At 64.3% G+C, this 22,443-nt stretch carries 19 protein-coding genes; 12 read left to right on the top strand and 7 right to left on the bottom strand.

Features of this window, described 5'->3' with window-relative positions:
• Window positions 1-11 precede the first annotated feature (11 nt).
• From C8K44_RS10645 to C8K44_RS10620, 6 genes are read left to right on the top strand one after another with little or no spacing between them, the layout of a single operon-like run.
• Window positions 12-869 carry a xanthine dehydrogenase family protein subunit M gene (locus C8K44_RS10645; RefSeq protein WP_109575770.1) on the top strand — a complete coding sequence of 286 codons (858 nt, stop codon included), beginning with the start codon at window positions 12-14 and terminating at the stop codon, window positions 867-869.
• A complete protein-coding gene (locus C8K44_RS10640) occupies window positions 866-3,637 on the top strand; it encodes a molybdopterin-dependent oxidoreductase (protein WP_109575769.1) in 2,772 nt (923 codons plus the stop codon). The genes C8K44_RS10645 and C8K44_RS10640 overlap by 4 nt, the downstream gene beginning before the upstream one ends.
• The gene (locus C8K44_RS10635) at window positions 3,634-5,169 is read left to right on the top strand and encodes a 6-hydroxynicotinate reductase (RefSeq protein ID WP_109575768.1); all 1,536 of its coding nucleotides are present in this window, start codon (window positions 3,634-3,636) and stop codon (window positions 5,167-5,169) included. Before C8K44_RS10640 ends, C8K44_RS10635 begins: the two co-directional genes overlap by 4 nt.
• Window positions 5,166-6,047, top strand: coding sequence for a UPF0280 family protein (locus tag C8K44_RS10630; RefSeq protein WP_109575767.1), 882 nt, complete (start codon window positions 5,166-5,168; stop codon window positions 6,045-6,047). The genes C8K44_RS10635 and C8K44_RS10630 overlap by 4 nt, the downstream gene beginning before the upstream one ends.
• On the top strand, window positions 6,040-6,624 hold the full coding sequence (locus C8K44_RS10625; RefSeq protein WP_109575766.1) for an amino acid synthesis family protein: 585 nt from the start codon (window positions 6,040-6,042) through the stop codon (window positions 6,622-6,624). The genes C8K44_RS10630 and C8K44_RS10625 overlap by 8 nt, the downstream gene beginning before the upstream one ends.
• Entirely contained in the window at window positions 6,621-7,055 is a 435-nt protein-coding gene (locus tag C8K44_RS10620) for a MarR family transcriptional regulator (RefSeq protein ID WP_109575765.1), read from the top strand. The genes C8K44_RS10625 and C8K44_RS10620 overlap by 4 nt, the downstream gene beginning before the upstream one ends.
• 77 nt (window positions 7,056-7,132) lie before the next feature.
• On the opposite strand, the gene C8K44_RS10615 is transcribed toward C8K44_RS10620, so the two are convergent.
• Complete coding sequence (locus C8K44_RS10615; protein ID WP_109575764.1) at window positions 7,133-7,960, bottom strand: ferredoxin--NADP reductase; 828 nt, start codon at window positions 7,958-7,960, stop codon at window positions 7,133-7,135.
• Between the two features lie 184 nt (window positions 7,961-8,144).
• On the opposite strand from C8K44_RS10615, the gene C8K44_RS10610 reads away from it, so the two are divergent.
• Together C8K44_RS10610 and C8K44_RS10605 are read left to right on the top strand one after the other, a co-directional pair.
• Window positions 8,145-10,220 (top strand): hydantoinase/oxoprolinase family protein, encoded by a 2,076-nt coding sequence (locus C8K44_RS10610; protein WP_109575763.1) that lies wholly within the window; start codon window positions 8,145-8,147, stop codon window positions 10,218-10,220.
• Window positions 10,221-10,271: 51 nt separating this feature from the next.
• Window positions 10,272-12,008: a hydantoinase B/oxoprolinase family protein gene (locus C8K44_RS10605; protein ID WP_109575762.1), complete on the top strand. Its 1,737-nt coding sequence runs from the start codon at window positions 10,272-10,274 to the stop codon at window positions 12,006-12,008.
• Window positions 12,009-12,076: 68 nt separating this feature from the next.
• On the opposite strand, the gene C8K44_RS10600 is transcribed toward C8K44_RS10605, so the two are convergent.
• The 6 genes from C8K44_RS10600 to C8K44_RS10575 form a co-directional block, all read right to left on the bottom strand.
• Window positions 12,077-13,075: an ATP-binding cassette domain-containing protein gene (locus C8K44_RS10600; protein ID WP_109575761.1), complete on the bottom strand. Its 999-nt coding sequence runs from the start codon at window positions 13,073-13,075 to the stop codon at window positions 12,077-12,079.
• Window positions 13,076-13,091: 16 nt separating this feature from the next.
• The gene (locus C8K44_RS10595; protein WP_109575760.1) at window positions 13,092-14,156 is read right to left on the bottom strand and encodes a Gfo/Idh/MocA family oxidoreductase; all 1,065 of its coding nucleotides are present in this window, start codon (window positions 14,154-14,156) and stop codon (window positions 13,092-13,094) included.
• Window positions 14,153-14,992, bottom strand: a complete 840-nt coding sequence (locus C8K44_RS10590; RefSeq protein WP_109575759.1) for a carbohydrate ABC transporter permease — start codon at window positions 14,990-14,992, stop codon at window positions 14,153-14,155. Before C8K44_RS10590 ends, C8K44_RS10595 begins: the two co-directional genes overlap by 4 nt.
• A gap of 7 nt (window positions 14,993-14,999) precedes the next feature.
• On the bottom strand, window positions 15,000-15,941 hold the full coding sequence (locus C8K44_RS10585) for a sugar ABC transporter permease (RefSeq protein WP_109575758.1): 942 nt from the start codon (window positions 15,939-15,941) through the stop codon (window positions 15,000-15,002).
• Between the two features lie 216 nt (window positions 15,942-16,157).
• Complete coding sequence (locus tag C8K44_RS10580; protein WP_109575757.1) at window positions 16,158-17,414, bottom strand: ABC transporter substrate-binding protein; 1,257 nt, start codon at window positions 17,412-17,414, stop codon at window positions 16,158-16,160.
• A 33-nt stretch (window positions 17,415-17,447) separates the two neighbouring features.
• Entirely contained in the window at window positions 17,448-18,362 is a 915-nt protein-coding gene (locus C8K44_RS10575; protein ID WP_109575756.1) for an N-acetylmuramic acid 6-phosphate etherase, read from the bottom strand.
• Between the two features lie 197 nt (window positions 18,363-18,559).
• Here C8K44_RS10575 and C8K44_RS10570 point away from each other — a divergent pair, with 197 nt between their 5' ends.
• The 4 genes from C8K44_RS10570 to nagA are packed head-to-tail and all read left to right on the top strand — an operon-like array spanning window position 18,560 to window position 22,404.
• On the top strand, window positions 18,560-19,441 hold the full coding sequence (locus tag C8K44_RS10570) for an N-acetylglucosamine kinase (protein WP_109575755.1): 882 nt from the start codon (window positions 18,560-18,562) through the stop codon (window positions 19,439-19,441).
• Window positions 19,434-20,222: a GntR family transcriptional regulator gene (locus C8K44_RS10565; protein WP_109575754.1), complete on the top strand. Its 789-nt coding sequence runs from the start codon at window positions 19,434-19,436 to the stop codon at window positions 20,220-20,222. The genes C8K44_RS10570 and C8K44_RS10565 overlap by 8 nt, the downstream gene beginning before the upstream one ends.
• Before the next feature lie 14 nt (window positions 20,223-20,236).
• Entirely contained in the window at window positions 20,237-21,250 is a 1,014-nt protein-coding gene (locus C8K44_RS10560; protein WP_109575753.1) for an SIS domain-containing protein, read from the top strand.
• Window positions 21,247-22,404 (top strand): N-acetylglucosamine-6-phosphate deacetylase, encoded by a 1,158-nt coding sequence (nagA, locus tag C8K44_RS10555; RefSeq protein ID WP_109575752.1) that lies wholly within the window; start codon window positions 21,247-21,249, stop codon window positions 22,402-22,404. Before C8K44_RS10560 ends, nagA begins: the two co-directional genes overlap by 4 nt.
• The last annotated feature ends 39 nt before the right edge of the window (window positions 22,405-22,443 follow it).

The raw sequence follows: 22,443 nt of genomic DNA, 5'->3' as shown, positions 1-22,443 counted from the left end.
GGAGGCATTGCGTGACCCGTTACGCGAAACCCAAAACACTCGACGAAGCGCTCGCGCTGCTCAGCGAGGGGGCGTGGCGAATTCTGGCTGGTGCCACCGATTTTTACCCCGCCCTCGGCAACCGCCCGCTTCTGGAGGACGTGCTCGACATCAATGGCGTGGCCGAGCTGCGTGGTGTTACCGAAAGCGACCGCCATTTCATCATCGGCGCGCGCACAAGCTGGACGGAGGTGCTAAAAGCACCGCTGCCACGGGCCTTCGACGCTCTGAAGCAGGCAGCGCGCGAAATCGGCTCTGTCCAGATCCAGAACATGGCGTCCGTGGCCGGCAATATCTGCAATGCTTCGCCCGCGGCGGACGGCGTTCCGCCCCTGCTGATCCTCGATGCGGAGGTGGAACTGAGGTCGCGGCACGGACTGCGGATCCTGCCGCTTGGCCAATTCATCACCGGCAACCGCAAGACGCGGCTGCGCCAGGACGAGTTGCTCACGGCACTTCACGTCCCCAAAGCTTCGGTTGCAGGACATTCAGCCTTCGTCAAACTCGGCGCGCGGCGCTATCTTGTCATCTCGATCGCCATGGCGGCTGCGCGGATCGTGCTCGCTCCCGACCAACGGATTACCGGAGCCGCGATCGCCGTGGGTTCGTGCTCGGCGGTCGCGCAACGGCTTCGGGAACTGGAAACAGCACTTGTCGGGCAATCGTTCGACGCCATCTCGGAGATCGTTGCCGACGCCTCGCTCGACGAGTTGTCGCCCATCGACGATGTGCGCGGCAGTGCCGAATATCGGCGCGTGGCGGCGCGCGAGATCGTTATGCGCGCTCTGCGTCAGGCGGCCGGCGGATCGCAGAAACGGGAGGCCGCATGAAAACCGACCGCGCGCCGATCAGTTTCACTGTCAACGGCGCGCCGGTGTCGGTGTCGGCGGCACCCATGCGGCGGCTGTCGTCCATCCTGCGCGAGGATTTGCGGCTTACCGGCACCAAGGTGGGTTGCGATGCCGGCGACTGCGGTGCCTGTACCGTATTGCTCGACGGCGAGCCTGTCTGCGCCTGCCTGCTGCCGGCCGCCTCGGTGGAAGGTGCTTCGGTGCGCACCGTGGAGGGGCTCAGCCACGGCGGCCTGTCCGCTCTGCAGGCATCGTTCCTGGCGCATGGCGCGGCCCAATGCGGCATCTGCACGCCAGGCCTGCTGGTGACGGCGACGGCCCTTCTGGAACGCAATGCACGGCCAGGCGAAGACGACGTGCAGGACGCGCTGGGCGGGATCTTGTGCCGCTGCACCGGCTACCGCAAGATCGCTCAGGCCGTTATGGAGGCGCATCGGTACCTGGCGCCTCATTTGGACGGAAGTGCGGCTTCCCTCGACTTCCGCCTCCCACCTCCTGGCCACGCCGTCGGCGCCTCCCCCGTCAGGCTCGACGGCGTGCCAAAGGTCACGGGTGAGGAGAAATTCGGCGCCGATTCATTTCCCGAAGATGCCCTTGTGGTGCTGGTCATCCGCTCGCCTCATCACCACGCGGAGTTCTCGTTCGGAGATCTCGACACCTATGTTGCCGACAACGCCGGCGTCGCCGGCGTCTTTACCGCCAGCGACATTCCCGGCATCAACAGCTTTGGCGTGATCCCGCCCTTCGCCGACCAACCGGCGCTGGCAGAGGGTACGACGCGGTTTCGCGGCGAGGCGATAGCGCTGGTGGCGTGCGAGAACTGGGCCGCGCGCCAAATTGATCTGTCCAGGTTTCCGGTGCGATGGCGCGAACTTCCGGCCACGATGGATCCAGAGGAGGCGCTCGCAGCGGAAGCGATCCACGCCAGCCGGCCAGGCAACGTGTTGGTGCGCGGATTGGTCGAACGCGGTGAGCCGGAGGCAGCGCTGGAAAATGCCGCCTGCGTCGTATCAGGCAGCATCGAGACCTCCTATGTCGAGCACGCCTACATCGAACCGGAAGCCGGCTACGCATTCGTCGCCGGCGACACGCTGACGGTTGTTGCCTGCACTCAAGCGCCGCATCTGGACCGCGACGACACGGCACGTGTGCTAGGGCTCCCACCGGAAAAGGTGCGTATCCTGCCGACTGCAACCGGCGGCGGTTTCGGCTCCAAGATCGATCTGTCGCTGCAGCCGCTGATCGGACTCGTCGCGCTCAAGACCGGTCGCCAGGCGGCCCTCGCCTACAGCCGCAACGAATCGATGGCGTCAACCACCAAGCGCCATCCGGCGTCGATGCGAGCTACCATCGGGGCCGATACCGACGGCACGGTCCTCGGCATGGTGTTTTCCGGCGAGTTCAATACCGGCGCCTATGCCAGCTTCGGGCCGACCGTGGCCAACCGCGTGCCGGTGCATGCCTCGGGTCCATACGTCACGCCGCATTATCGGGCCACCGCGCGCGCCATCCACACCAATGGACCGGTGTCGGGTGCCTTTCGCGGCTTCGGCGTGCCGCAAGCGACACTGATGCAGGAAACGCTTTTTGACGATCTCGCCAACCAGCTCGGCATCGACCGCCTGCAGCTTCGCTTGAAGAATGCGCTTCGGAACGGCTCCGAAACAGTGACGGGGCACCGTCTTGAGGCGGGCGTTGGCATTGCGGAATGCCTTCAGGCATTGACCCCGCATTGGGCACGCGCGCTGGCGGATGCGGAAAGGTTGAACGCAACCAGCCATGGCACAAAGCGCGGCATCGGCATCGCCTCGTGCTGGTATGGTTGCGGCAATACCTCACTGCCCAATCCTTCGACGATCAAGCTGGGCATTTCGCCTGTTGGCAAGGTCGTTCTGCATCAGGGTGCCGTCGACATCGGTCAGGGCGCGAACACGGTGATCGCCCAGATTGCCGCCGACGCGCTTGGCCTTGCGCTCGGTGATTTCGAACTGAAGGGCGCCGACACCGCGATCACGCCCGATGCCGGCAAGACATCGGCCTCGCGCCAGACCTATGTCTCGGGCAAGGCAGCCGAAAAGGCAGCGCGAGAACTGCGCCAACAAATCCTCCGCTTTGCCAACGTCTCGCCTCAAGCATCGCTGCAGTTGGAAAACGCCTTGCTGCTGGTGAATGAGGGCGGCGAGCGCCGCCGCATCAACCTCGCCCGGCTTGCGGCCGATGGCGACGGTCTCGTTTTTTCGGCGCAGGAGAGCTACGACCCGCCGACCGCGCCGCTCGACGCCAAGGGCCAGGGCAAGCCCTACGCCGTATATGGCTATGGCGCGCAGATCGCTGAGCTTGATGTCGATCTGGCACTGGGCACTGTAAAGTTGGTCAAGATCACCGCGGCACATGACGTTGGCCGCGCGATCAACCCGCTGCTTGCCGAGGGCCAGATCGAGGGCGGCATAGCCCAGGGCATCGGTATGGCGCTGATGGAGGAATACATCACCGGCCGGACGGAAAACCTGCACGACTATCTGATCCCGACGATAGGTGACGTACCGCCCATAGAGACCATCCTGGTGGAAGTTCCGGACCCGGAAGGACCCTTTGGCGCCAAGGGTTTGGGCGAGCATGTGCTGATCCCGACGGCACCCGCCATCCTCAACGCCATCCGCCACGCCACGGGTGTTCTGGTGACCAAGGTTCCGGCTACACCGTCGCGCATACTCGCGGCGATCCGCGCGGCGGGGTCGTTGCCATGAACGAACTGTCCGAACGTTTCGAAACCCACGAAGCCGGCGACAAGGAGGCGGGAGAAAAGCTGCGCTGCGATGCCTGCCCGGTGATGTGCTACATCGCCGACGGGCGCACCGGCGCCTGCGACCGATACGGCAATTTCGGCGGCAGGATCGTGCGCTGCGACCCGGTGCGGGTGCTCGACTATGCGGTCGAAAGCGGCCATGACGTCGTGCCGTTCGAAGGCGCGGCCTGGGATGGCGAACTCCTCAGCACCGGGCAGCGCTTCGTCACCGCCATCGGCGCCGGCACCACCTATCCCGACTACAAGCCGGCCCCCTTCATCGTCAGCCAGGAGGTCGAGGGCGTCGATCTCGTCACGGTGGTGACGGAGGGCATCTTCTCCTACTGCGGCGTCAAGGTGAAGATCGACACCGACCGCCATCTCGGCCCCGAAACAGCAACGGTGCGTGCCGGGGGCGAGGCGGTCGGCCATGTGACGACGGGCGAATATGGCTCGCAGATGCTGTCGCTGGGCGGCGTGCATCACCTGACGGGCGGGTCAAAATCGGAAGGCCGGGTGACCTGCGACACGATGCTGAACCTGTGCAACCGCAAGCCGGTGGAATTGACCATCGACGGCGGCGCGGCTGTCATCGTCGAGGCCGGCAAACCGCCCGTCATCGACGGCACGCTCGAGCAGCGGATGCGCGTCGGCTGCGGTTCGGCGACCATCGGCATGTTCGCGCGGCAATGGCGCGGGCTTGTCGACGAGGTGGTCGTGGTCGACGATCATATCACCGGCGTCGTTTCCGAACACCAGGCTGGCAAGGTCCTGGGCTGGGAAGACACCGGGATAAAAATCCTTGGCCGGCGCTCGACGCCGGGCCGCTATTTCAAGGTGTCGGAGCCGGGGTTGGGATGGGGCGGCACGAGCATCTCCGACCCGCTCGACATCCTCGGGGAATGGAACGCCAGGAAAGGCGCACGGCCCGGTCTCAGCCTGCTGATGGTTTCAACCACCGGCGAGCAGTTCGGCTACTACGAGCTCGACGAGGCGCTGCAGCCCGTGGCAAAGCTATTTCCGGAGCGGCTGCGAAAGTCGGTAGGACTGATCGAGGACAATTGTGAGCCGGCTTTGTGTACGGTTCTGTTTGTCGGCGGCGCCGGTGGCAGCTTGCGAGCCGGCGTAACGGAAAATCCGGTCAACCTGACGCGCTCGGTGCAAGGCCTGAGAACCTATGTGACCGTTGGCGGCGCGCCGGTCTATGTCTGGCCGGGTGGCGGCATCACGCTTATGGTCGACGTGACCCGCGTACCCGACAACGCTTTCGGCTATGTGCCGACGCCGGCGCTGGTGGCGCCAATCGAATTCACCCTGCGCCGCGACGACTATCTGGCACTTGGCGGCTACGAAGCCGAAATCCGGAGCATCGACGACGTGCTCAAGCGCGGCGGCGAGTATTTCAACGAACGGGCGACAGGACCAGCGGGGACAGCCAACCCCTGGCCGCCGCTCGCGCAGTTGCGCCGGGCCGCGACAGGCGGTTCGCCATGAATGGCCCGGAGATCCGCTGGCTGCCGGACAAGCGGCGCCTGCACTTCAATCACGGCCCGATCGACCTGATCGTCGAGGCATTCGGCGAGCAGCGCGAGGTAGATCTTGCCTACCAGCAGGCCGCCGAGCGCTTCCAGACCATTCTTGGCGAACTGGTCGTCGAATTGACGGAGCTGCGCCGGCCTGCTTCCGGCACGGCGAGGCTGTTTGCGGGTCCGACCGCACGACGCATGGAGGCTGCCGTCGCACCGCTGGCGCTGGACTTCATCACGCCGATGGCGGCAGTCGCCGGCTCTGTCGCCGACGAAATGATGGCGGCGACGGTCTCTGGGCGCAGGCTCAAGCGTGCCTACATCAACAATGGCGGCGACATCGCGCTTCACATCGCCGGTGGCGAGCGGATTTCAGTTGCGATCACCGGGACAGATCATGGCTTCGCCGACCGCCTGACGATACGCGCTGAAGACCCTGTGCGCGGCATCGCCACCAGCGGTTGGCGCGGACGCAGTTTTTCGCTGGGCATCGCAGACGCGGTCACCGTTCTGGCGACGAGCGGGGCGGCGGCGGATGCAGCAGCAACGCTGATCGCCAACGCCGTCGACCTGCCCGGGCACCCGGCAATCCGGCGCAGGCCGGCGTGCGAACTGGCCCCCGACAGCGACCTCGAAGGCAGGGAGGTGACGACGGATGTCGGCGCGCTCTCCCCGATTGAAATCAATGCGGCGCTCGATGCCGGGCTGAAAGTCGCCGATACGTTTCGCTGGCAGGGGTCGATTCACTCCGCCGCCCTGTTTCTTGCTGGCGCACACCGCGTCAGCGGCAAGCCGTTTGTACCCATATCTGAGGTTTCGACGAGGGGGATTCCGATCCATGCCTGAATTTCCGATCCGCAAGATCGCAGTGACGGTCGAAGAGATTTTCCATGACGGCGGCCCGGCAAATGACGTGCCTCGACGACGCGCGGCGGCATTGGCCGTGGTCAAGAACCCCTTCGCCGGCCGCTATGTCGAAGACCTGCAAAGCGCGATGGAAGATTTGAAGCCGCTCGGACTGATGCTTTCCGACCGGCTCATCGCGGCGCTCGGCGGCGACACGAAAGCCATTGACGGCTATGGCAAGGGCGCGATTGTCGGCTCAGCGGGCGAGCTCGAACACGGCGCCCTGTGGCATGTGCCCGGCGGCTACGCGATGCGCGAGAGGCTCGGCGAAGCCAAGGCGATCGTGCCTTCGGCCAAGAAGGTGGGCGCATTCGGGGCGCGGCTCGACGTGCCGATCGGACATGTCAACGCCGCTTACGTGCGCAGCCATTTCGACGCCATGGAAGTCGGCGTGCCCGATGGGCCACGACCGGACGAGATCGTGTTCGCACTCGTCATGACCTGTGGGCCGCGTGTCCACGATCGCATGGGTGGGTTGAGGACCGCTGACATCAAGGCCTGGGATGGCCTGCGATGAGCCCGGGCAGCGTGTTGCCCCCCGCAGGCTACCATTTGCAGGAGCAGATCGGCTTCATCCTGCGCAAGGCGCATCAGCGCCATGTCGCGATTTTCGCCGCCCACATCGGCGACCTGACGCCGCCGCAATTCGCGGCCCTAGCCAAGCTGCATGACGTCGGCGAAACATCGCAGAACCAGCTGGGCGCACTGATCGCCATGGATGCCGCGACCGTCAAGGGCGTGATAGACCGCCTCCATGCACGCGGCCTGGTGCAGCTCGCCAAGCATGAAGCCGACAAGCGGCGCTTGATGGTGCGCCTGACCGACGAGGGCCAGCGCGTGGTTCAGGAGCTTGTGCCGCTAGCACAAACGATCACCGAAGAAACGCTGTCGCCTCTATCGGCCAGGGATGCAGCGGCGCTGCTGGAACTCCTGGCGAAGATCAGCTGATAGTGGGCGGCAAGGCGGTGGGGAAATTTGCCCAAAGGGCCGGATCGGCAAGCGATCCGGCATCATCAGGCACCATGTCAGCCGACGAAAGCGCGCTCGACGACGAAAGTGCCCGGCTCGCTGAGCGAGCCCTCGACGAAGCCGAGGCTTTCAGCCAGTTCCTTGACGTCCTTGAGCATGTGCATCGAGCCGCAGATCATGATGCGGTCGGTTTCAGGATCGAGCTTTTCGATACCGAGATCGGAATAGAACTTGCCCGACGAGATGAGCGCGGTGATACGGCCCATGCACTCGGAGGTTTCGCGTGTCGTCGAATTGTAGAGCGTGACGCGGCCATGCGTCAGCTCCCCGATCAGCGGGTCGCTTTCGAGATTGGCGACCAGTTCCTGGCCGTAAGCGAGCTCGGCGACGTCGCGGCAGGTGTGGGTCAGCACGACCTGCTCGAAACGCTCATAGGTGTCGGGGTCGCGCAGCAGGCTGGCGAAGGGCGCTATGCCGGTGCCGGTCGAGATCATGAACAGGCGCTTGCCCGGGGTCAGCGCGTCGAGAACCAGCGTGCCGGTCGACTTCTGGCGCATCAGCACGGTATCGCCGGGCTGGATCTTCTGCAGCTCCGAGGTCAGCGGACCATCGGGCACCTTGATCGAGAAAAACTCAAGCTCGTCATCCCAGGATGGGCTCGCCACCGAATAGGCGCGGAAGACCGGCTTTTCTGCATTGGGCAGGCCGATCATGACGAATTCGCCCGAGCGGAAGCGCAGCGACTGCGGCCGGGTGATGCGGAAGGCAAACAGGCGATCGGTGTAATGCTTCACCGAAACCACCGTTTCGGCGTAGACATTGGCAGGGATGGGGAACTGAAGCGGCTTTGCGTCGACCGTCTTCAGCGCTGCTGCGGTGTTCATCGATCAAACCTCTCGCCATGCGCGGGCGGCTTTTTCACCGGCGCGCTGCGGAAATACAGGCAAAATGTGGAGCCTTGTTCAGCCTATTAATTAGTATACAAATGATCTCAACGTCAAGATTGTGGCCTAAAACGCCTTTCTAAACTGGTACATGATCGTAGTCCGGGCTTTTCGGGATTAGTCCATGGACGAGAAAATTCCCGCAATGGCGGGAAATGTCGTGGCGGGCATCGACGTGGGCGGGACCTTCACCGACCTGCTGCTGGTCGACGGTGCGGATGGCGGGGCGATCCACATCGCCAAGACGCCGACGACGATCGAGAACCAGGCACATGGCGTGATCGCCGCGCTCGCCGAAACCGGCTTTCCCATCGCCGGCATCGACCTCATCGTCCATGGCACGACAACCACCACCAATGCCGTGCTGGAGCGCAGGCTGGCGATAACCGGCATGATCACCACGCGCGGCTTTCGCGACGTGATCGAACTCGGCAGGCGCACGCGGCCCCAGCCCTATGGCATGACCGGCGTGTTCGTGCCGGTCATTCCGCGCAATCTCAGGCTGGAAGTCTCCGAACGCGTCGAAGCCTCGGGACGGGTGCGCGAAGCGCTCGACGAGGACGGCATGCGTGCTTCGGTGCGTGAGTTGATCGATGCGGGCTGCGAAGCCTTGGTCATCCATTTCCTGCATTCCTATGCAAATCCCACCCATGAGCGGCGCGCGGCCGAAATCGCCCGTGAACTCTGGCCGAACGGCCACATCACGACAGGGCATTCCCTGCTTTCGGAAGCGCGCGAATTCGAACGCGGGGTAACCGCTTCGGTCAACGCCGCGGTCCAGCCCATCCTGGAACGCTATATTGCGCGGTTGCGCCAGGAGCTCGCGACGCGCGGTTACGCACGCGACTTCCTGATCATGAACGGCAATGGCGGCATGATCTCGGCGCGTTTCGTCACCCGCGAGGCAGCCAAGACGGTGATGTCGGGCCCGGCCTCGGGTGTCATCGCCGCCGCCTATACCGGCCGGCGCGCCGGTTTCGAGAACCTCGTCACCTATGACATGGGCGGCACCTCGACCGATGTCGCGCTGATCCTCAATGCCGAGCCGGCGGTGTCGAACGAGATCGAGATCGAATATGCGATGCCTATCCATGTGCCGATGGTCGCGGTGCACACCGTCGGTGCCGGCGGCGGCTCGATCGCGCGCGTCGATGCCTCCGGGCTGATCCAGGTCGGACCCGACAGTGCCGGGGCCAATCCCGGACCGATCTGCTACGGCCGTGGCGGCAGTGAGCCGACGATCACCGACGCCAATCTGGTGCTCGGGCGGCTCGACCCAAAGAAGCTGCTCGCCGTCGACAATCCGGTGACGGTCGAGGCAGTACGAAAGATCTTCGAAAACAGTATCGGCAAGGCAATCGGGCTCGACGGCACGGCCGCCGCTGGTGCTGTGCTCCGGCTCGGCAACATCAGGATGGCAGGGGCCATCCGCATGGTGTCGGTGTCGCGTGGCCATGATCCGCGCGATTTCACCTTGTTTGCCTTCGGTGGCGCCGGACCGCTGCACGCCTCGGCGCTGGCCCGCGAACTCGGGCTGCCGCGCGTTCTGGTGCCCGCGAGGCCAGGAATCACCAACGCGCTCGGCTGCGTCGTCGCCGATCTGCGCCATGACTTCGTCAACACGGTCAACCAGCCAGTGGCGATGCTCGATGAAGACCGCGTCCGCGATGTGCTGGCACGTCATCGGGCGGATGGCGAGGCACTGATCGCCAAGGAGGCAATCAGGCCCAAGAGCATCCGTGTCAGCCACTCCGCCGACATGCAGTTTGTCGGGCAAACACACATCATCAACGTGCCGCTGCCTTCGCCCGAGGTTGACCGCGCAACGCTGCAGGGGCTGTTCGAAAAGGCCTATTTCGCCCGCTTCAAGGTCGATCTGCCTGAAATCCGCGCCAACCTCGTCAATCTCAACACCTCGGTGACAGGCGTGCGCCCCGACATCGACCTCAGCCGGCTGATCGACCCCGCAGGCAGGGCGCCGACGCTGGCGGAAGCGCTGCGCCAGACGCGGCCGGTTTGGTTCGACGGCAACTGGCGCGACACGCCGGTCTATCTCAGGGACAAGCTGCCACTCAATGCCGAGATCGAAGGCCCGGCGATTCTCGAACAGATGGACGCGACGGCTGTGCTGGAGCCGGGCGACCGGGCGCATTCGGACCGGGATGGGAATATTATCGTCGAGGTTGGGGGTACCGGATGAAACGGCAGTACCCCAAGCGAGGCTCCCGCCAACACCCCGCGAGGCCACGCCATGAGCCTTGACGCCATCACCCTTTCTGTCATCCAGGCGGCGCTGCAGCAGACCTGCGACGAGATGGACCTGGCATTTTCGCGCGCGGCGTTCTCGCCTGTCATCGCCGAGGCCAATGACCGCTCCGATGGCATCTACTCCGCCATCGACGGCGCGCTGATCGCGCAAGGCTCGCAGGGGCTGCCGGTGTTTGTCGGCGTGATGCAACATTCGACGAAAACGATCATCGAGATGATATCGGATGGACGCTGCCTGCCGCCTGAGGAAGGCGACATCTACATCGTCAACGACCCCTATCTCGGGGGCACGCATCTGATGGATGTGCGTTTCGCCATGCCGGTTTGGCGTAAGGGCAAGATCTTTTGCTGGCTGTCGAACACCGGCCATTGGCCCGACATCGGCGGTTCGGTGCCGGGAGGCTTCTCCGCGTCGGCTACGGCGGTGGAGCAGGAAGGCCTGCGCCTGCCGCCGGTCAAGCTGTTCAAGAAGGGCGTGATGGATCCCGAGATCTACGCCATCATCTGCTCCAACATCCGAGTGGCCGACCAACGCATCGGCGACATCCGTGCGCAGGCGGCGGCACTCCATGTCGGGCAAGACAGGCTTTTCCAGATCCTGGATCGTTACGGAGACGAAACCGTTATCACCGCGATCGCAGAACTGCGTCGGCGGGCGGCGGAGCAGATGCGGGCGCATATCTCTGCCTTGCCCGACGGCACCTATCAATCGAAGGCATTCGTCGATTCGGACGGCGTGGTCGACGCGCCGTTGACGATTGCGCTCTCGATCGAAAAGACAGGCGAAACCCTCACCTTCGACTTCGCCAGCTCGTCGAAACCTTGCGTCGGGCCGATGAACAGCGTGCTGGCGACAACCTTGTCGTCGGTCTATCTCGCCATGCGCCACATCTTTCCCGACGTGCCGATCAGTGCCGGGGCCTTCGAGCCGCTGCTGATCAAGCGCCCCGAGGGCACATTCCTCGACGCGCATTATCCAAGGCCGGTGTCGGGGTGTGCTGCGGAAGTCTCGCAACGCATCGCCGAGGCTGTCTTCGCCGCGATGGTGCAGGCGGCCCCAGAAAACGTGACGGCGGCGCCGGCTGGATCGAGCGGCAATTTCGCGCTCGGCGGCAACGACCCGTCGCGTGGACGCGACTATGTCATGTACCAGATCTCGGGCGGCGGCTATGGCGGCAATGCCGGCCATGACGGGCTGTCGAACGGCTGCTCGACCATCGGCATTTCGAAGTCACCGCCGGTCGAGATCATGGAACAGGCCTATCCCGTGCTCTACCGCCAGTATGCGCTGCGCGAAGGCTCTGGCGGAGCAGGCAGGCACCGCGGCGGTTTCGGCCTTGCCTACGAGATCGAACTGCTGCGCGGCGAGGCGCGCGCGTCCTTCGTGATGGACCATGGCCGCTTCGGCCCGCAGGGCGCGCTGGGCGGCAAGGACGGCGCAGTGAACGTCGTCACGGTGTTTCGCGACGGCCAGCCCCACGTACCGCCGCATTTGTCGAAGGAGCAGGATATCCCGCTCAAGGCCGGCGACCGGGTCCTGGTCGGCACGCCGGGCGGCGGCGGCTACGGCGATGCACTTTCGCGCGAACCGGAGTTGGTGCTGCGCGACGTCGCGCTGGGCTATTATACGCGCGCGCAGGCGGCGGAGATGTTTGGCGTGGCCGTTGACGATGCCGGCGTGGACGTCGAAGCGACCGCGCGGCTACGGCGGGACGCGTAGACTTTACGGACTGCGCCCCTCGCCATTTCCCATGCGGACGGGGCAAGGGGCGCCGAAACTGTGAAGCCCTATCCCATCGCCTTGCCGTCGGCGTCGAACCGGTAGGTCCGTGCCGCGTCGGGCGTGGCATAGAGCGTGGCACCTGGGCCGGTCTGGTATTCGCCGAACAGACGAATGGTGATGAGACCGGCCTTTTCGGTTTCCAAAAAGACATTGGTGTCGGCGCCGAGGTGCTCGGCGTGGATGACAGTGCCCTTCCATGCGCCCGCCTTGTCGCTGACCAGGATATGCTCGGGGCGGACGCCGACGGTCTTGGCGGTTTCGCCAAGGCGGGCACCGTCGATGAAGTTCATCTTGGGCGAGCCGATGAAGCCAGCAACGAAAAGATTAGCCGGCTTGTTGTAGAGCTCCATCGGCGCACCGACCTGCTCGATGCGGCCTGCGTTGAGCACGACGATGCGGTCGGCAAGGGTCATCGCCTCGACCTGGTCGTGGGTGACGTAGACCATCGTCGCCTTGAGACGGTGGTGCAACTGGGCGATCTCAAGACGCGTGTTGACGCGCAGCGCGGCATCGAGGTTCGACAGCGGCTCGTCGAACAGGAACAGTTTTGGTTCGCGCACCAGGGCGCGGCCGATGGCGACGCGCTGGCGCTGGCCGCCGGACAGTTCGGCCGGGCGGCGCTTGAGGTAGGGTTCGAGCGACAGCATGGCCGAGGACGCGGCGATGCGCTGGTCGATCTCGGCGGTCGGCGTCCCCGCCTGCTTGAGGCCGAGGCTCATATTGTCGCGCACGGTGAGGTGCGGATAAAGCGCATAGGTCTGGAACACCATGGCGATGCCGCGCTTGGATGGCGGCGCGTTGGTGACCCTTTGCCCGTCGATCAGCACGTCGCCCGACGTCGCGTCCTCTAGGCCAGCGATGATGCGCAGCAACGTCGACTTTCCGCAGCCCGACGGGCCCACGAAAACGACGAACTCGCCGTCCTTGACGTCGAGGTCGATGCCCTTGAGCACGTCGACCGGACCGAAGGACTTCTTGACGTTTTCGATCTTGAGAGATCCCACAGGCTATTCCCTCTCTTTAGAGCTTGACGGGCAGGCCGGTGCGGACGCTCTCGTCCGCTGCCAGGCACACGCGCAGTGATTTGACGGCGTCATCCATGTGACGGGTAAGGTCGATATCCTCGCGGATGGCCTTGAGCACGAAAGCCTGCTCGCGATCGCAAAGCCCCTGGTGGCCGGGCTCGTCCTTCATAGACAGGTCCTCGTCGGCGCGCAGGAAATGGCCGTCGGCGCCGAGGTCCGCGCGATGCACGCGGATCATGTTGGTCTTGGTGTGGGAATCGACGTCGTCCGACTTGGTCGCGGCCTCGTTGACGACGATCGAGACGCTGCCCTTGGGCGAAATGACGTCCTTCACGAAGAAAGCCGTCTCCGACATCATCGGACCCCAGCCCGCCTCGTACCAGCCGACCGAACCATCGGCGAACAGCACCTGGAGGTGGCCGTAATTGTACATCGCCGGGTCGATCTCGTCGGTCATGCGCAGGCCCATGCCGCGCACTTCGACAGGATCGGCGTCGGTGATCTGGCACATGACATCGAGATAGTGCACGCCGCAGTCGACGATCGGCGAGGTCGTCTTCATCAGCTGCTTGTGGGTCTCCCACTTGTGGCCGGAGGACTGCTGGTTGAGGTTCATGCGGAAGACGTAGGGACCGCCCAGCGCACGCGCCTCGGCGATCATGCGCATCCACGACGGGTGATGCCGCAGGATGTAGCCGACGACAAGCTTGCGGCCATTGGCCTTGGCGCAAGCCACGACACGCTCCGCGTCGGCGACGGTGGTTGCCAGCGGCTTTTCCAAAAAGACATGGCAGCCAGCCTCAAGCGCCATGACGGCATAATCGGCATGGCTGTCGGAATAGGTGTTGATCGAAGCAACGTCCGGCTTGAGCTCGCGGATCGCATCCTCGAACGAGCGCTGGATGGAGTAGCCTTCCATCCCGGCCGGCAGCGCAACGTCCGAACGGTTGACGAGCGCGGCGATCTCGAAGCCGGGGTTGTTGTGATAGGCGAGCGCGTGGCTGCGGCCCATATTGCCGAGGCCGGCGACGACGACGCGAAGGGGCTTTTGAGTGGTCACTTGACTGCTCCGGAAGTGATGCCGCGGATCAGTTGCCGCGAGAAGAAGAAGTAGAGGATCAGCACCGGCAGGATGGCCAGCGAAAGCGCTGCCAGCACTGCGTTCCAGTTGGTGACGAACTGGCCGATGAAGACCTGGGCGCCAAGCGTGACGGTCTTGGTGGCTTCGGACGGCGCCAGGATCAGCGGGAACCACAGATCGTTCCAGATCGGGATCATGGTGAAGACGGCGACCGTGGCCATGGCCGGGCGGACGAGTGGCAGGACGAGGCGGAAAAAGATGCGGTATTCGGACAACCCATCTATGCGCCCGGCGTTCTTCAGGTCGTCCGACACCTGTTTCATGAATTCGGACAAGATGAAGACGGCGAGCGGCAGGCCCTGCGCGGTGTAGACCAGCACGAGTGCCGTCAGCGTGTTGACCAGCCCCGACGCCACCATCAGCTGCAGGATGGCGACGGTGCCGAGGCGGATCGGGATCATGATGCCGAGGGCCAGGTAAAGGCCCATCATCGTATTGCCCTTGAAGCGGTATTCCGACAGCGCGAACGCCGCCATGGCTCCGAACAGCAAGACGAAGAACAGTGAGGCGACGGTAACCGTCAGGCTGTTCTGGAAGTACTGGATGAAGTCGCCCTGCGCCATCACCGTCTTGTAGCCGATGAGATCGAAGGTCTCGGCGGTCGGCAGCGACAGCGGCGAACGGAAGATGGCGTTGCGCGACTTGAACGAGTTGACGACGATCACGACCACCGGAAACAGCGCGATGAGCGTATAGGTCAGCAGCACCGCATGGGCGCCGATGGTGCGTGGCAGGGATGTGGCAGCCTTGCTCATGACGCCCTCAGAACTGGTAGCGGCGCAGCCGCCGCTGGATAAGGAACAGATAGAGGCACACGCCGGCAAGGATGATGAAGAACATCATCGAGGCGATGGTGGCCCCCATGTTGGGATCGCCGATCTGCAGCTGGAAGCCGAAGAAGGTGCGGTAGAGGAACGTACCCAGGATATCGGTGGCGTAGTTGGGCCCGGCGAGCGCGCCTTGCGCCGAATAGATCAGGTCGAAGGCGTTGAAATTGCCGACGAAGGTGAGGATCGATATGATGCCGATGGCGGGCAGGATCAAAGGCAGCTTGATCTTCCAGAATTGCGAGAAGCCGGTGACGCCGTCGCATTCGGCGGCTTCGATCACCTCGTCGGGGATCGAAAGCATGGCGGCGTAGATCAGCATCATCGGGATACCGACGAACTGCCATACCGAGATCAGGCTGAGCGCGGTCAGCGCGTATTCCTCCTTGCCGAGCCACGGCACGAACAGGCTCTTGAGACCCACGAGGTCGAGCAGGTTGGGCGCCACGCCCCATAGCGGGCTCAGGATCAGTTTCCAGGCGAAGCCGACGATGACGAAGGACAGGATCGTGGGGATGAAGATCGCCGTGCGGTAGAAAGCGGAAAACCGCAGCTTTGGGCTGGACAAAAGAGCCGCGAGCAGGATGCCGATCGGGTTCTGCACCAGCATGTGGATGATGAAGAACCAGGTGTTGTTGCCAAGCGCGTTCCAGAACGAGTCCGACCAGCGCGGATCGCCGAAAAGCGTGCGGAAATTGTCGAAGCCTGCGAACACCTGGGCGTTGTCGACGTTGCGGAACAGCGACAGCTGCAGCGTTCCGAACAGCGGCAGGATCATCACCGCGGTATAGACCAGCAGCGCGGGAGCAAGGAAGACGGCGATGTGCCAGCGCGTCGGTCTTCTGTCTTGGCTATGCTCTAGGCTTTGCTGCGACATGTCAAAATCCCTGGATCCGGCCGAAAGGGCCGTTGTTCATCATAGCGAGGATGCACCTCTGCGGGCTTCCCGCCAATGGCCTGGGAAGCAGTAGCGCATCTTTGTGCGCCAGCATTCAATCCCTCTTTCCGATTCCGCGAGGTTCGAATTCGCCGAGGGGACGGAGAGCGCCGCCGGGACGGCGCCCTCCTGAGCGAGCATCAAGCCCGCCGCGTCTTACTTAGCCGGCTTGAACCAGCTGTCGAGGCCCTTCTGCAACTCGGCAGCAGCGGCTTCCGGGGTCTCGGTGCCGTTGATAACGTTGGCAGACTTGACCCAGGTCTCGTTTTCGAGGTTCGGCGTGCCGCGCGACAGGATCTGGTAGGTCGAGCGGATCGTCGGCTTGCACTTCTCGCGCCAGGACACGAATTCCTGAGCCAGCGGGTCGTCCATCTTCACCGGCGACGAGTTCAGGCTGAAGAAGCCCGGCAGCGCGTTGGCGTAGATGGTCGCGAATTCTGGCGAAGCCACCCAGGTCAGGAAGGTCTTGGCGGCATCGGCATTCGGGCTCTTGGCGTTGAGGCCCAGGCCGATGTCGGTGTGGTCGGAGATATAGCAGGTGTCGCCAGCCTTCTGGACCGGCGGCGGGAAGGCACCCATCTTGAACTGAGCCTGGGTGTTGAAGGTCGAGATCTCCCACGAGCCGGCCGGATAGATGGCGGCACGGCCGAGCGTGAAGAGGTTCTGGCTATCCGGGTAGGTCTGGGCTTCGAAGCCGTCGCCGAGATAAGGCTTCCACTTGGCGAGCGTCGCAAACGGCGCGACCCACTGCGGATCGGTCAGCTTCTGTTCGCCCTTGATGAGGGCCAGACGGCCTTCCTCGCCCTTCCAATAGTTCGGGCCGATGTTCTGGTAGCCCATGGTCGCGGCTTCCCAGAGATCCTTGGTGCCCATCGCCATCGGGATGTAGTTGCCGTCGGCCTTGATCTTGTCGAGCGCGGCGAAGAACTCTGCTTCGGTCGCAGGCACGGCGATGCCGAGCTTTTCGAAAGCTTCCTTGTTGTAGATGAAGCCATGGATGACTGAGGCCATCGGCACGCAGAAGGTGGCCTTGCCATCGTCGGTCTGCCAGGCGGACTTGGCGACATCGGAGAAGTTCTCCATGCCGGCAAGGCTGGTCAGGTCGGCGATTTGCCCCTTGTTGTAGATGTCGATCGACGTGAACGGACGGCAGGTGATCAGGTCACCAGCCGAGCCGGCGTCGAGCTTGGCGTTGAGCGCGGCGTTGTATTCGGTCGGAGCCGTCGGCGAGAACACCACCTTGATGCCAGGATTGGCTTTCTCGAAGGCCGGGATCAGCTTTTCCTGCCAGATGGCAAGGTCGTCGTTACGCCAGCTCTCGATGGTCAGGGTCTTGTCCTGGGCGAGCGCGATCCCGGCAGTGCCGAGAATGCTGGACGCCATCAGAAGTCCAGTAAGCAACCTGTGTTTCATTTCCATTCTCCCTGTTTACTTTCTCTCGGGCCTCTACTGATGAGAGCCTCTGCTCCCCTCGAGCTTCGAAAGTGCGGGCCTGAGCCGTTGGCCCGCACCTTCAAGAAGTTGGTTTGCCTCAGCGGGGCTCGTCGCCCCGGAGGCCAAAAGGACCGCCACTTTCACCGAGCCGCCGCTCTTTTCGAGCAGGCTTATCGCTGTGGCGGTGTCGCAACCGGCAATGGCCGAAACGATGCCTGCGGCGCGCTCGTGCAGCTTGATGTTGTCGGCGTGAAGATTGACCATGTAGCCGTCATGGACATGGCCGAGATGAACGGCGGCGAGCGTTGACATCATGTTGAGCGCGATCTTCTGCGCCGTGCCGGCCCCCATGCGGGTCGAGCCGGCAACCACTTCCGGCGGCGTCGCCAGCAACACCGAGATCTCGGCGAGCCCAAACATCGGCGCGCCCGCATTGTTGGCGAAGGCAATCGTCGCTGCACCGCGCCGCGCGGCCTCTTCGAGCGCGCCCATCGCATAGGGCGTCGAACCGCTGGCGGAAACGGCGATCAAGCAATCGCCGGCCTCAAGGCCGGTTGCGGCGACATCGCGTGCGGCCTGGCCAGCATCGTCTTCGGGGCCGCCAGCCAGATTGACCAGCGCCTCGGTGCCACCGGCCAAAAGGATGAACACGCGCTCACGCGGGATGCCGAAGGTACCGGGAAGCTCAAGCGCGTCGGCCAGCGCCATCAGCCCGGAACTGCCGGCAGCGGCATAGACTAGACGGCCGCCGGCAGCGAGGCAGGCAGCGACTTTGGCAGCAGCTTGAGCGATTTCGGGGATGGCGGCATGGACAGCGCGGGCAGCTTCGACCTGGGCATCCGCAAGCAGGCGGAGAACGGAATCGGGGGCCTGGGCATCAATGCCCCCGGCATCCTTGTGCACCGCTTCCGTACGCCTTGGCGCCATTCTGTCTCTCCCTTTCGCCGACAATACCAAAAAAATACCACTTGTCCAGCGGCGTTAACAAATTCCTTTGCTGCAGCGCAAGGCATGCCGAAAAATCTATACAATTCAATTGAATGGCAATTCCGATCCAGCGGCGGGAATTTAGAGCTTGGCTATTGGTATTTTATTGGTATTATCGTTCACGAGGAGAAAACGCCGTGGATCTTGTGCTCGGGATAGATGGTGGCGGCACCGGCTGCCGGGCGGCGGTAGCTACCCAGGCCGGCGACATCTTGGGCCGCGGGCGCGGCGGACCTGCGAATATCCGCACCGATCTTGCAGGCTCGCGCGAAAACATCGTCGAAGCGGCCCGCCTGGCTTTCGCCGACGCCGACCTGGACCCCGCCCTGTTCATTACGACCGATGCCGTGCTCGGCCTCGCCGGCGCCAATGTCGGTGACTACAAGCAGCAGCTCGAAGCTATCCTGCCGTTCCGAAACAGCACCGTGGAAAACGACTCGCTGATTTCGCTCGAGGGCGCGCTCGGCGACAATGACGGCGCCATCGCCGCACTCGGCACCGGTACGGTCTATCTCGGACGCAGAAGCGGCCAGCTTCGGCCAGTTGGCGGCTGGGGCTTCCAGATCGGTGACCTCGGCAGCGGCGCCCGCATAGGCCGCGACCTGTTGCAGGAAACGTTGCTCGTTCACGACGGCATCCGCGCGGGCTCGCCGCTCGCCGAGCTGGTGCTCGACCGCTTCGGCCGCAAGCCCGGCGAGATGGTCGAGTTCACCACCGCGGCCAAACCCGCCGACTACGGCACGTTCGCGCCGATGGTCTTCGAACACGCGGCGAAGGGCGACGTCGTGGCCAAGCGCATCGCCGACCGCGCCGTTGCCGACGTCGAGGAAACGCTCGCCGTCTTCGACCTCGCGCCCAGCGAGCGGTTGTGCCTGCTCGGCGGGCTCGCCGGCCTCTACGCGCCGCTGCTTTCGCAACGCTACCGCCAGATCATGCATCCGCCATTGCAAGACGCTCTCGGCGGTGCGGTGGCCATGGCCGCCAGGCGCTTCGGCACCGCGGGAGGCGATCATGGATGATGCCGCCGAGCGCATTTTCGCCGCCCTGCGCGACGTCACCCAAAGCGGGGCGCCGCTCTATCTCCAGCTCAAGAAAAACATCGAGGAAGCGGTCAAGCGCGGCCTGATCGGCCCCGGCGACGCCCTGCCTTCGGAACGCGACATCGCCGCCCAGGCCGACATTTCACGCGTCACCGTGCGCAAGGCGGTGCAGGACCTGGTCAAGTCGGGCGTACTGGTGCAGCGCCACGGCTCGGGCACCTTCGTTGCCCCGCGCATGGAGCGCGTCGAGCAGTCGCTGTCGCGCCTGACCTCGTTCACCGAAGACATGGCCCGGCGCGGCATGGCGGCGCGTTCGCAATGGCTCGACCGCGGCGTCTACCCGCCCTCGCCCGACGAGATGATGGTGCTTGGTCTGTCGGCCAGCGAACTGGTGTCGCGGCTGAGCCGCTTGCGCATCGCCGACGAAACGCCGCTGGCGATCGAGCGCGCGGCAATTTCCGCTTCGGTGCTCGCCGACCCTCGTGAAGTCACATCTTCGCTCTATATGGCACTGGGCAAGACTGGCCACCGGCCCGTGCGTGCCGTACAGCGCATCTCGGCGGTCAATCTCGGCGAGGCCGAGGCCAAGCTGCTGCTGGTGCCGGCGGGTTCCGCCTGCCTGCAGATCGAGCGCATCTCATACCTTGCCAGCGGCAAGGTGATCGAGTTCACCAAGTCGATCTATCGTGGCGACGCCTATGATTTCGTCGCCGAACTAAGGCTACCCGGCCCGGATGGGCAAGAAGGAGACATCGCTTGAACGCGACAACGCACATGCGGCGCGAAATCGCCGAAATCCCCGAGGCCACAGCGCGCCTGCTCGAAGGTTCCGCCAAGGAACTTGCCGAAACCGGCCAGCACCTGAAGAGCGCTGCACCGCGCTTCATCACCACCGTGGCACGCGGCTCGTCCGACCACGCGGCCTCCTTCCTCAAATACGCCATCGAGCTGACCGCCGGACTTCCCGTCGCGTCCATCGGGCCTTCGATCTCGTCGATCTACGGCGCCAAGCTCAAGCTCGCCGACTCCGCCTGCATCGCCATTTCGCAGTCGGGCAAGAGCCCCGACATCGTCGCCATGGCCGAAGGCGCGCGCGCCGGCGGCGCGCTGACGATTGCGCTGACCAACACCGCCGGCTCGCCGCTGGCAGTCGCATCCGACCACGCCATCGACATCCTCGCAGGGACCGAAAAGAGCGTCGCCGCGACCAAGACCTTCGTCAATTCGGCGGTCGCCGGGCTTGCCGTGCTTGGCCACTGGACCGGCGACGACAAGCTGCTCGCAGCCCTCAAGGCACTGCCCGACTATTTTGCCAAGGCGGTCGAATGCGACTGGATGAGTATCGCCGGCGCGCTCAGCGACGACACCAACTCGCTGTTCATCCTCGGCCGTGGTCCTTCTTTCGCCATCGCCAACGAAGCGGCGCTGAAGTTCAAGGAAACCTGCGCCATGCACGCGGAATCCTACAGCGCGGCTGAAGTGATGCACGGCCCGCTGGCACTTGTGCGTCCCGGCTTCCCGGTGCTGGCGCTCGCCGCCCGCGACGCCTCCGAGCCATCGATCGCCGAAGCCGCCGACGGGCTTGCCGAACGGGGCGCCGCCATCCACATCACCTCGGCCCTGGCCAAGAAGGCGCATATGCTGCCGCATGTCGCCACCGGCCACCCGCTGACCGATCCCCTGATGCTGATCGCCTCGTTCTATGGCTTCGTCGAGGCTTTCGCCCGCCATCGCGGCCTCGACCCCGACAGCCCGCCGAACCTCAGGAAAGTGACCGAAACGATATGACCAATCGTTTTGCCATTGGTGCGGCACGCATCTTCGACGGAGAGGCGTGGCATGAAGATGCCGCGCTCATCGTCGCCGATGGGCTGGTCGAGGGCATCGTCAGGCGCGATGCCGTGCCGACTGGCATTGCGGTTGCGGATGGCGGTGGCATTGTTGCCCCCGGCTTCATCGACCTCCAGGTTAATGGCGGCGGCGGGCTCATGCTCAACGACAAGCCCGACGTCGACACGCTCGACATCATCTGCAAGGCGCAGATGCCGTTCGGCACCACCGCGGTGCTGCCGACGCTGATCACCGACAGCAGGGAGATTACGCGTTCGACCCTCGCGGCGGGAGCGGAAGCCGCGAGGCGAAAGATGCCCGGCTTCCTTGGCCTCCATCTCGAGGGCCCGCATCTGTCGCTCGCCCGCAAAGGCGCCCACGATCCCAACCTGATCCGGCCGATGGATGCCGACGACGAGGCGGCACTGATCGCCACGCGCGAGGCCATGCCGGTGCTGCTGACGACGGTCGCGACCGAGTCGGTAACGGCCGATCAGGTCAGGGCCCTTGCGGACGCCGGCGTCGTCGTCAGCCTCGGCCACACCGACACTAGCTACCGCACGGCAAAGCAGTATGCCGAGGTGGGCGCGACGATGGCTACGCATCTGTTCAACGCGATGAGCCAGATCGGCAATCGCGAGCCCGGCCTTGCCGGTGCCGCTGTCAACATCGCCACGCTTTCGGCAGGGCTCATCGCCGACGGTGTCCATGTCGACCCGGCAACGATGACGATCGCGCTCAGGGCCAAGAACGGCCCGGCGCGTATCTTCCTCGTCACCGATGCCATGGCGACGATCGGTACCGACCTGAAATCGTTCCAGCTCAACGGCCGCACGATCAAACGCGAAAATGGCCGCCTGACACTGGAAGACGGCACGCTGGCCGGCGCCGATCTCGACATGATCTCGGCCGTGCGCTTCATCCATGAAAAAATCGGGTTGGAACTCGGCGAGGCGATCCGCATGGCCTCGCTCTATCCGGCCGAAGCAGTGAAGCAGGACCATCGCCTTGGCCGCCTGCGCAAGGGCTTTGCCGCCAATGTCGTCCAGCTGACCGATACACTCAACGTGTCGGGCGTTTGGATCGACGGCAACAGGGTGTTTGCGGCCTAGGTCGCTTCCGTCAAGCTCCGAGCTGCCCCTCATCCCCTG

The sequence above is a fragment of the Aminobacter sp. AP02 genome, assembly GCF_003148805.1.
Classification (GTDB): Bacteria; Pseudomonadota; Alphaproteobacteria; order Rhizobiales; family Rhizobiaceae; genus Aminobacter.
Note: the sequence above shows the minus strand (reverse complement) of the source record. Positions and strands in the feature narration are given on the sequence as shown.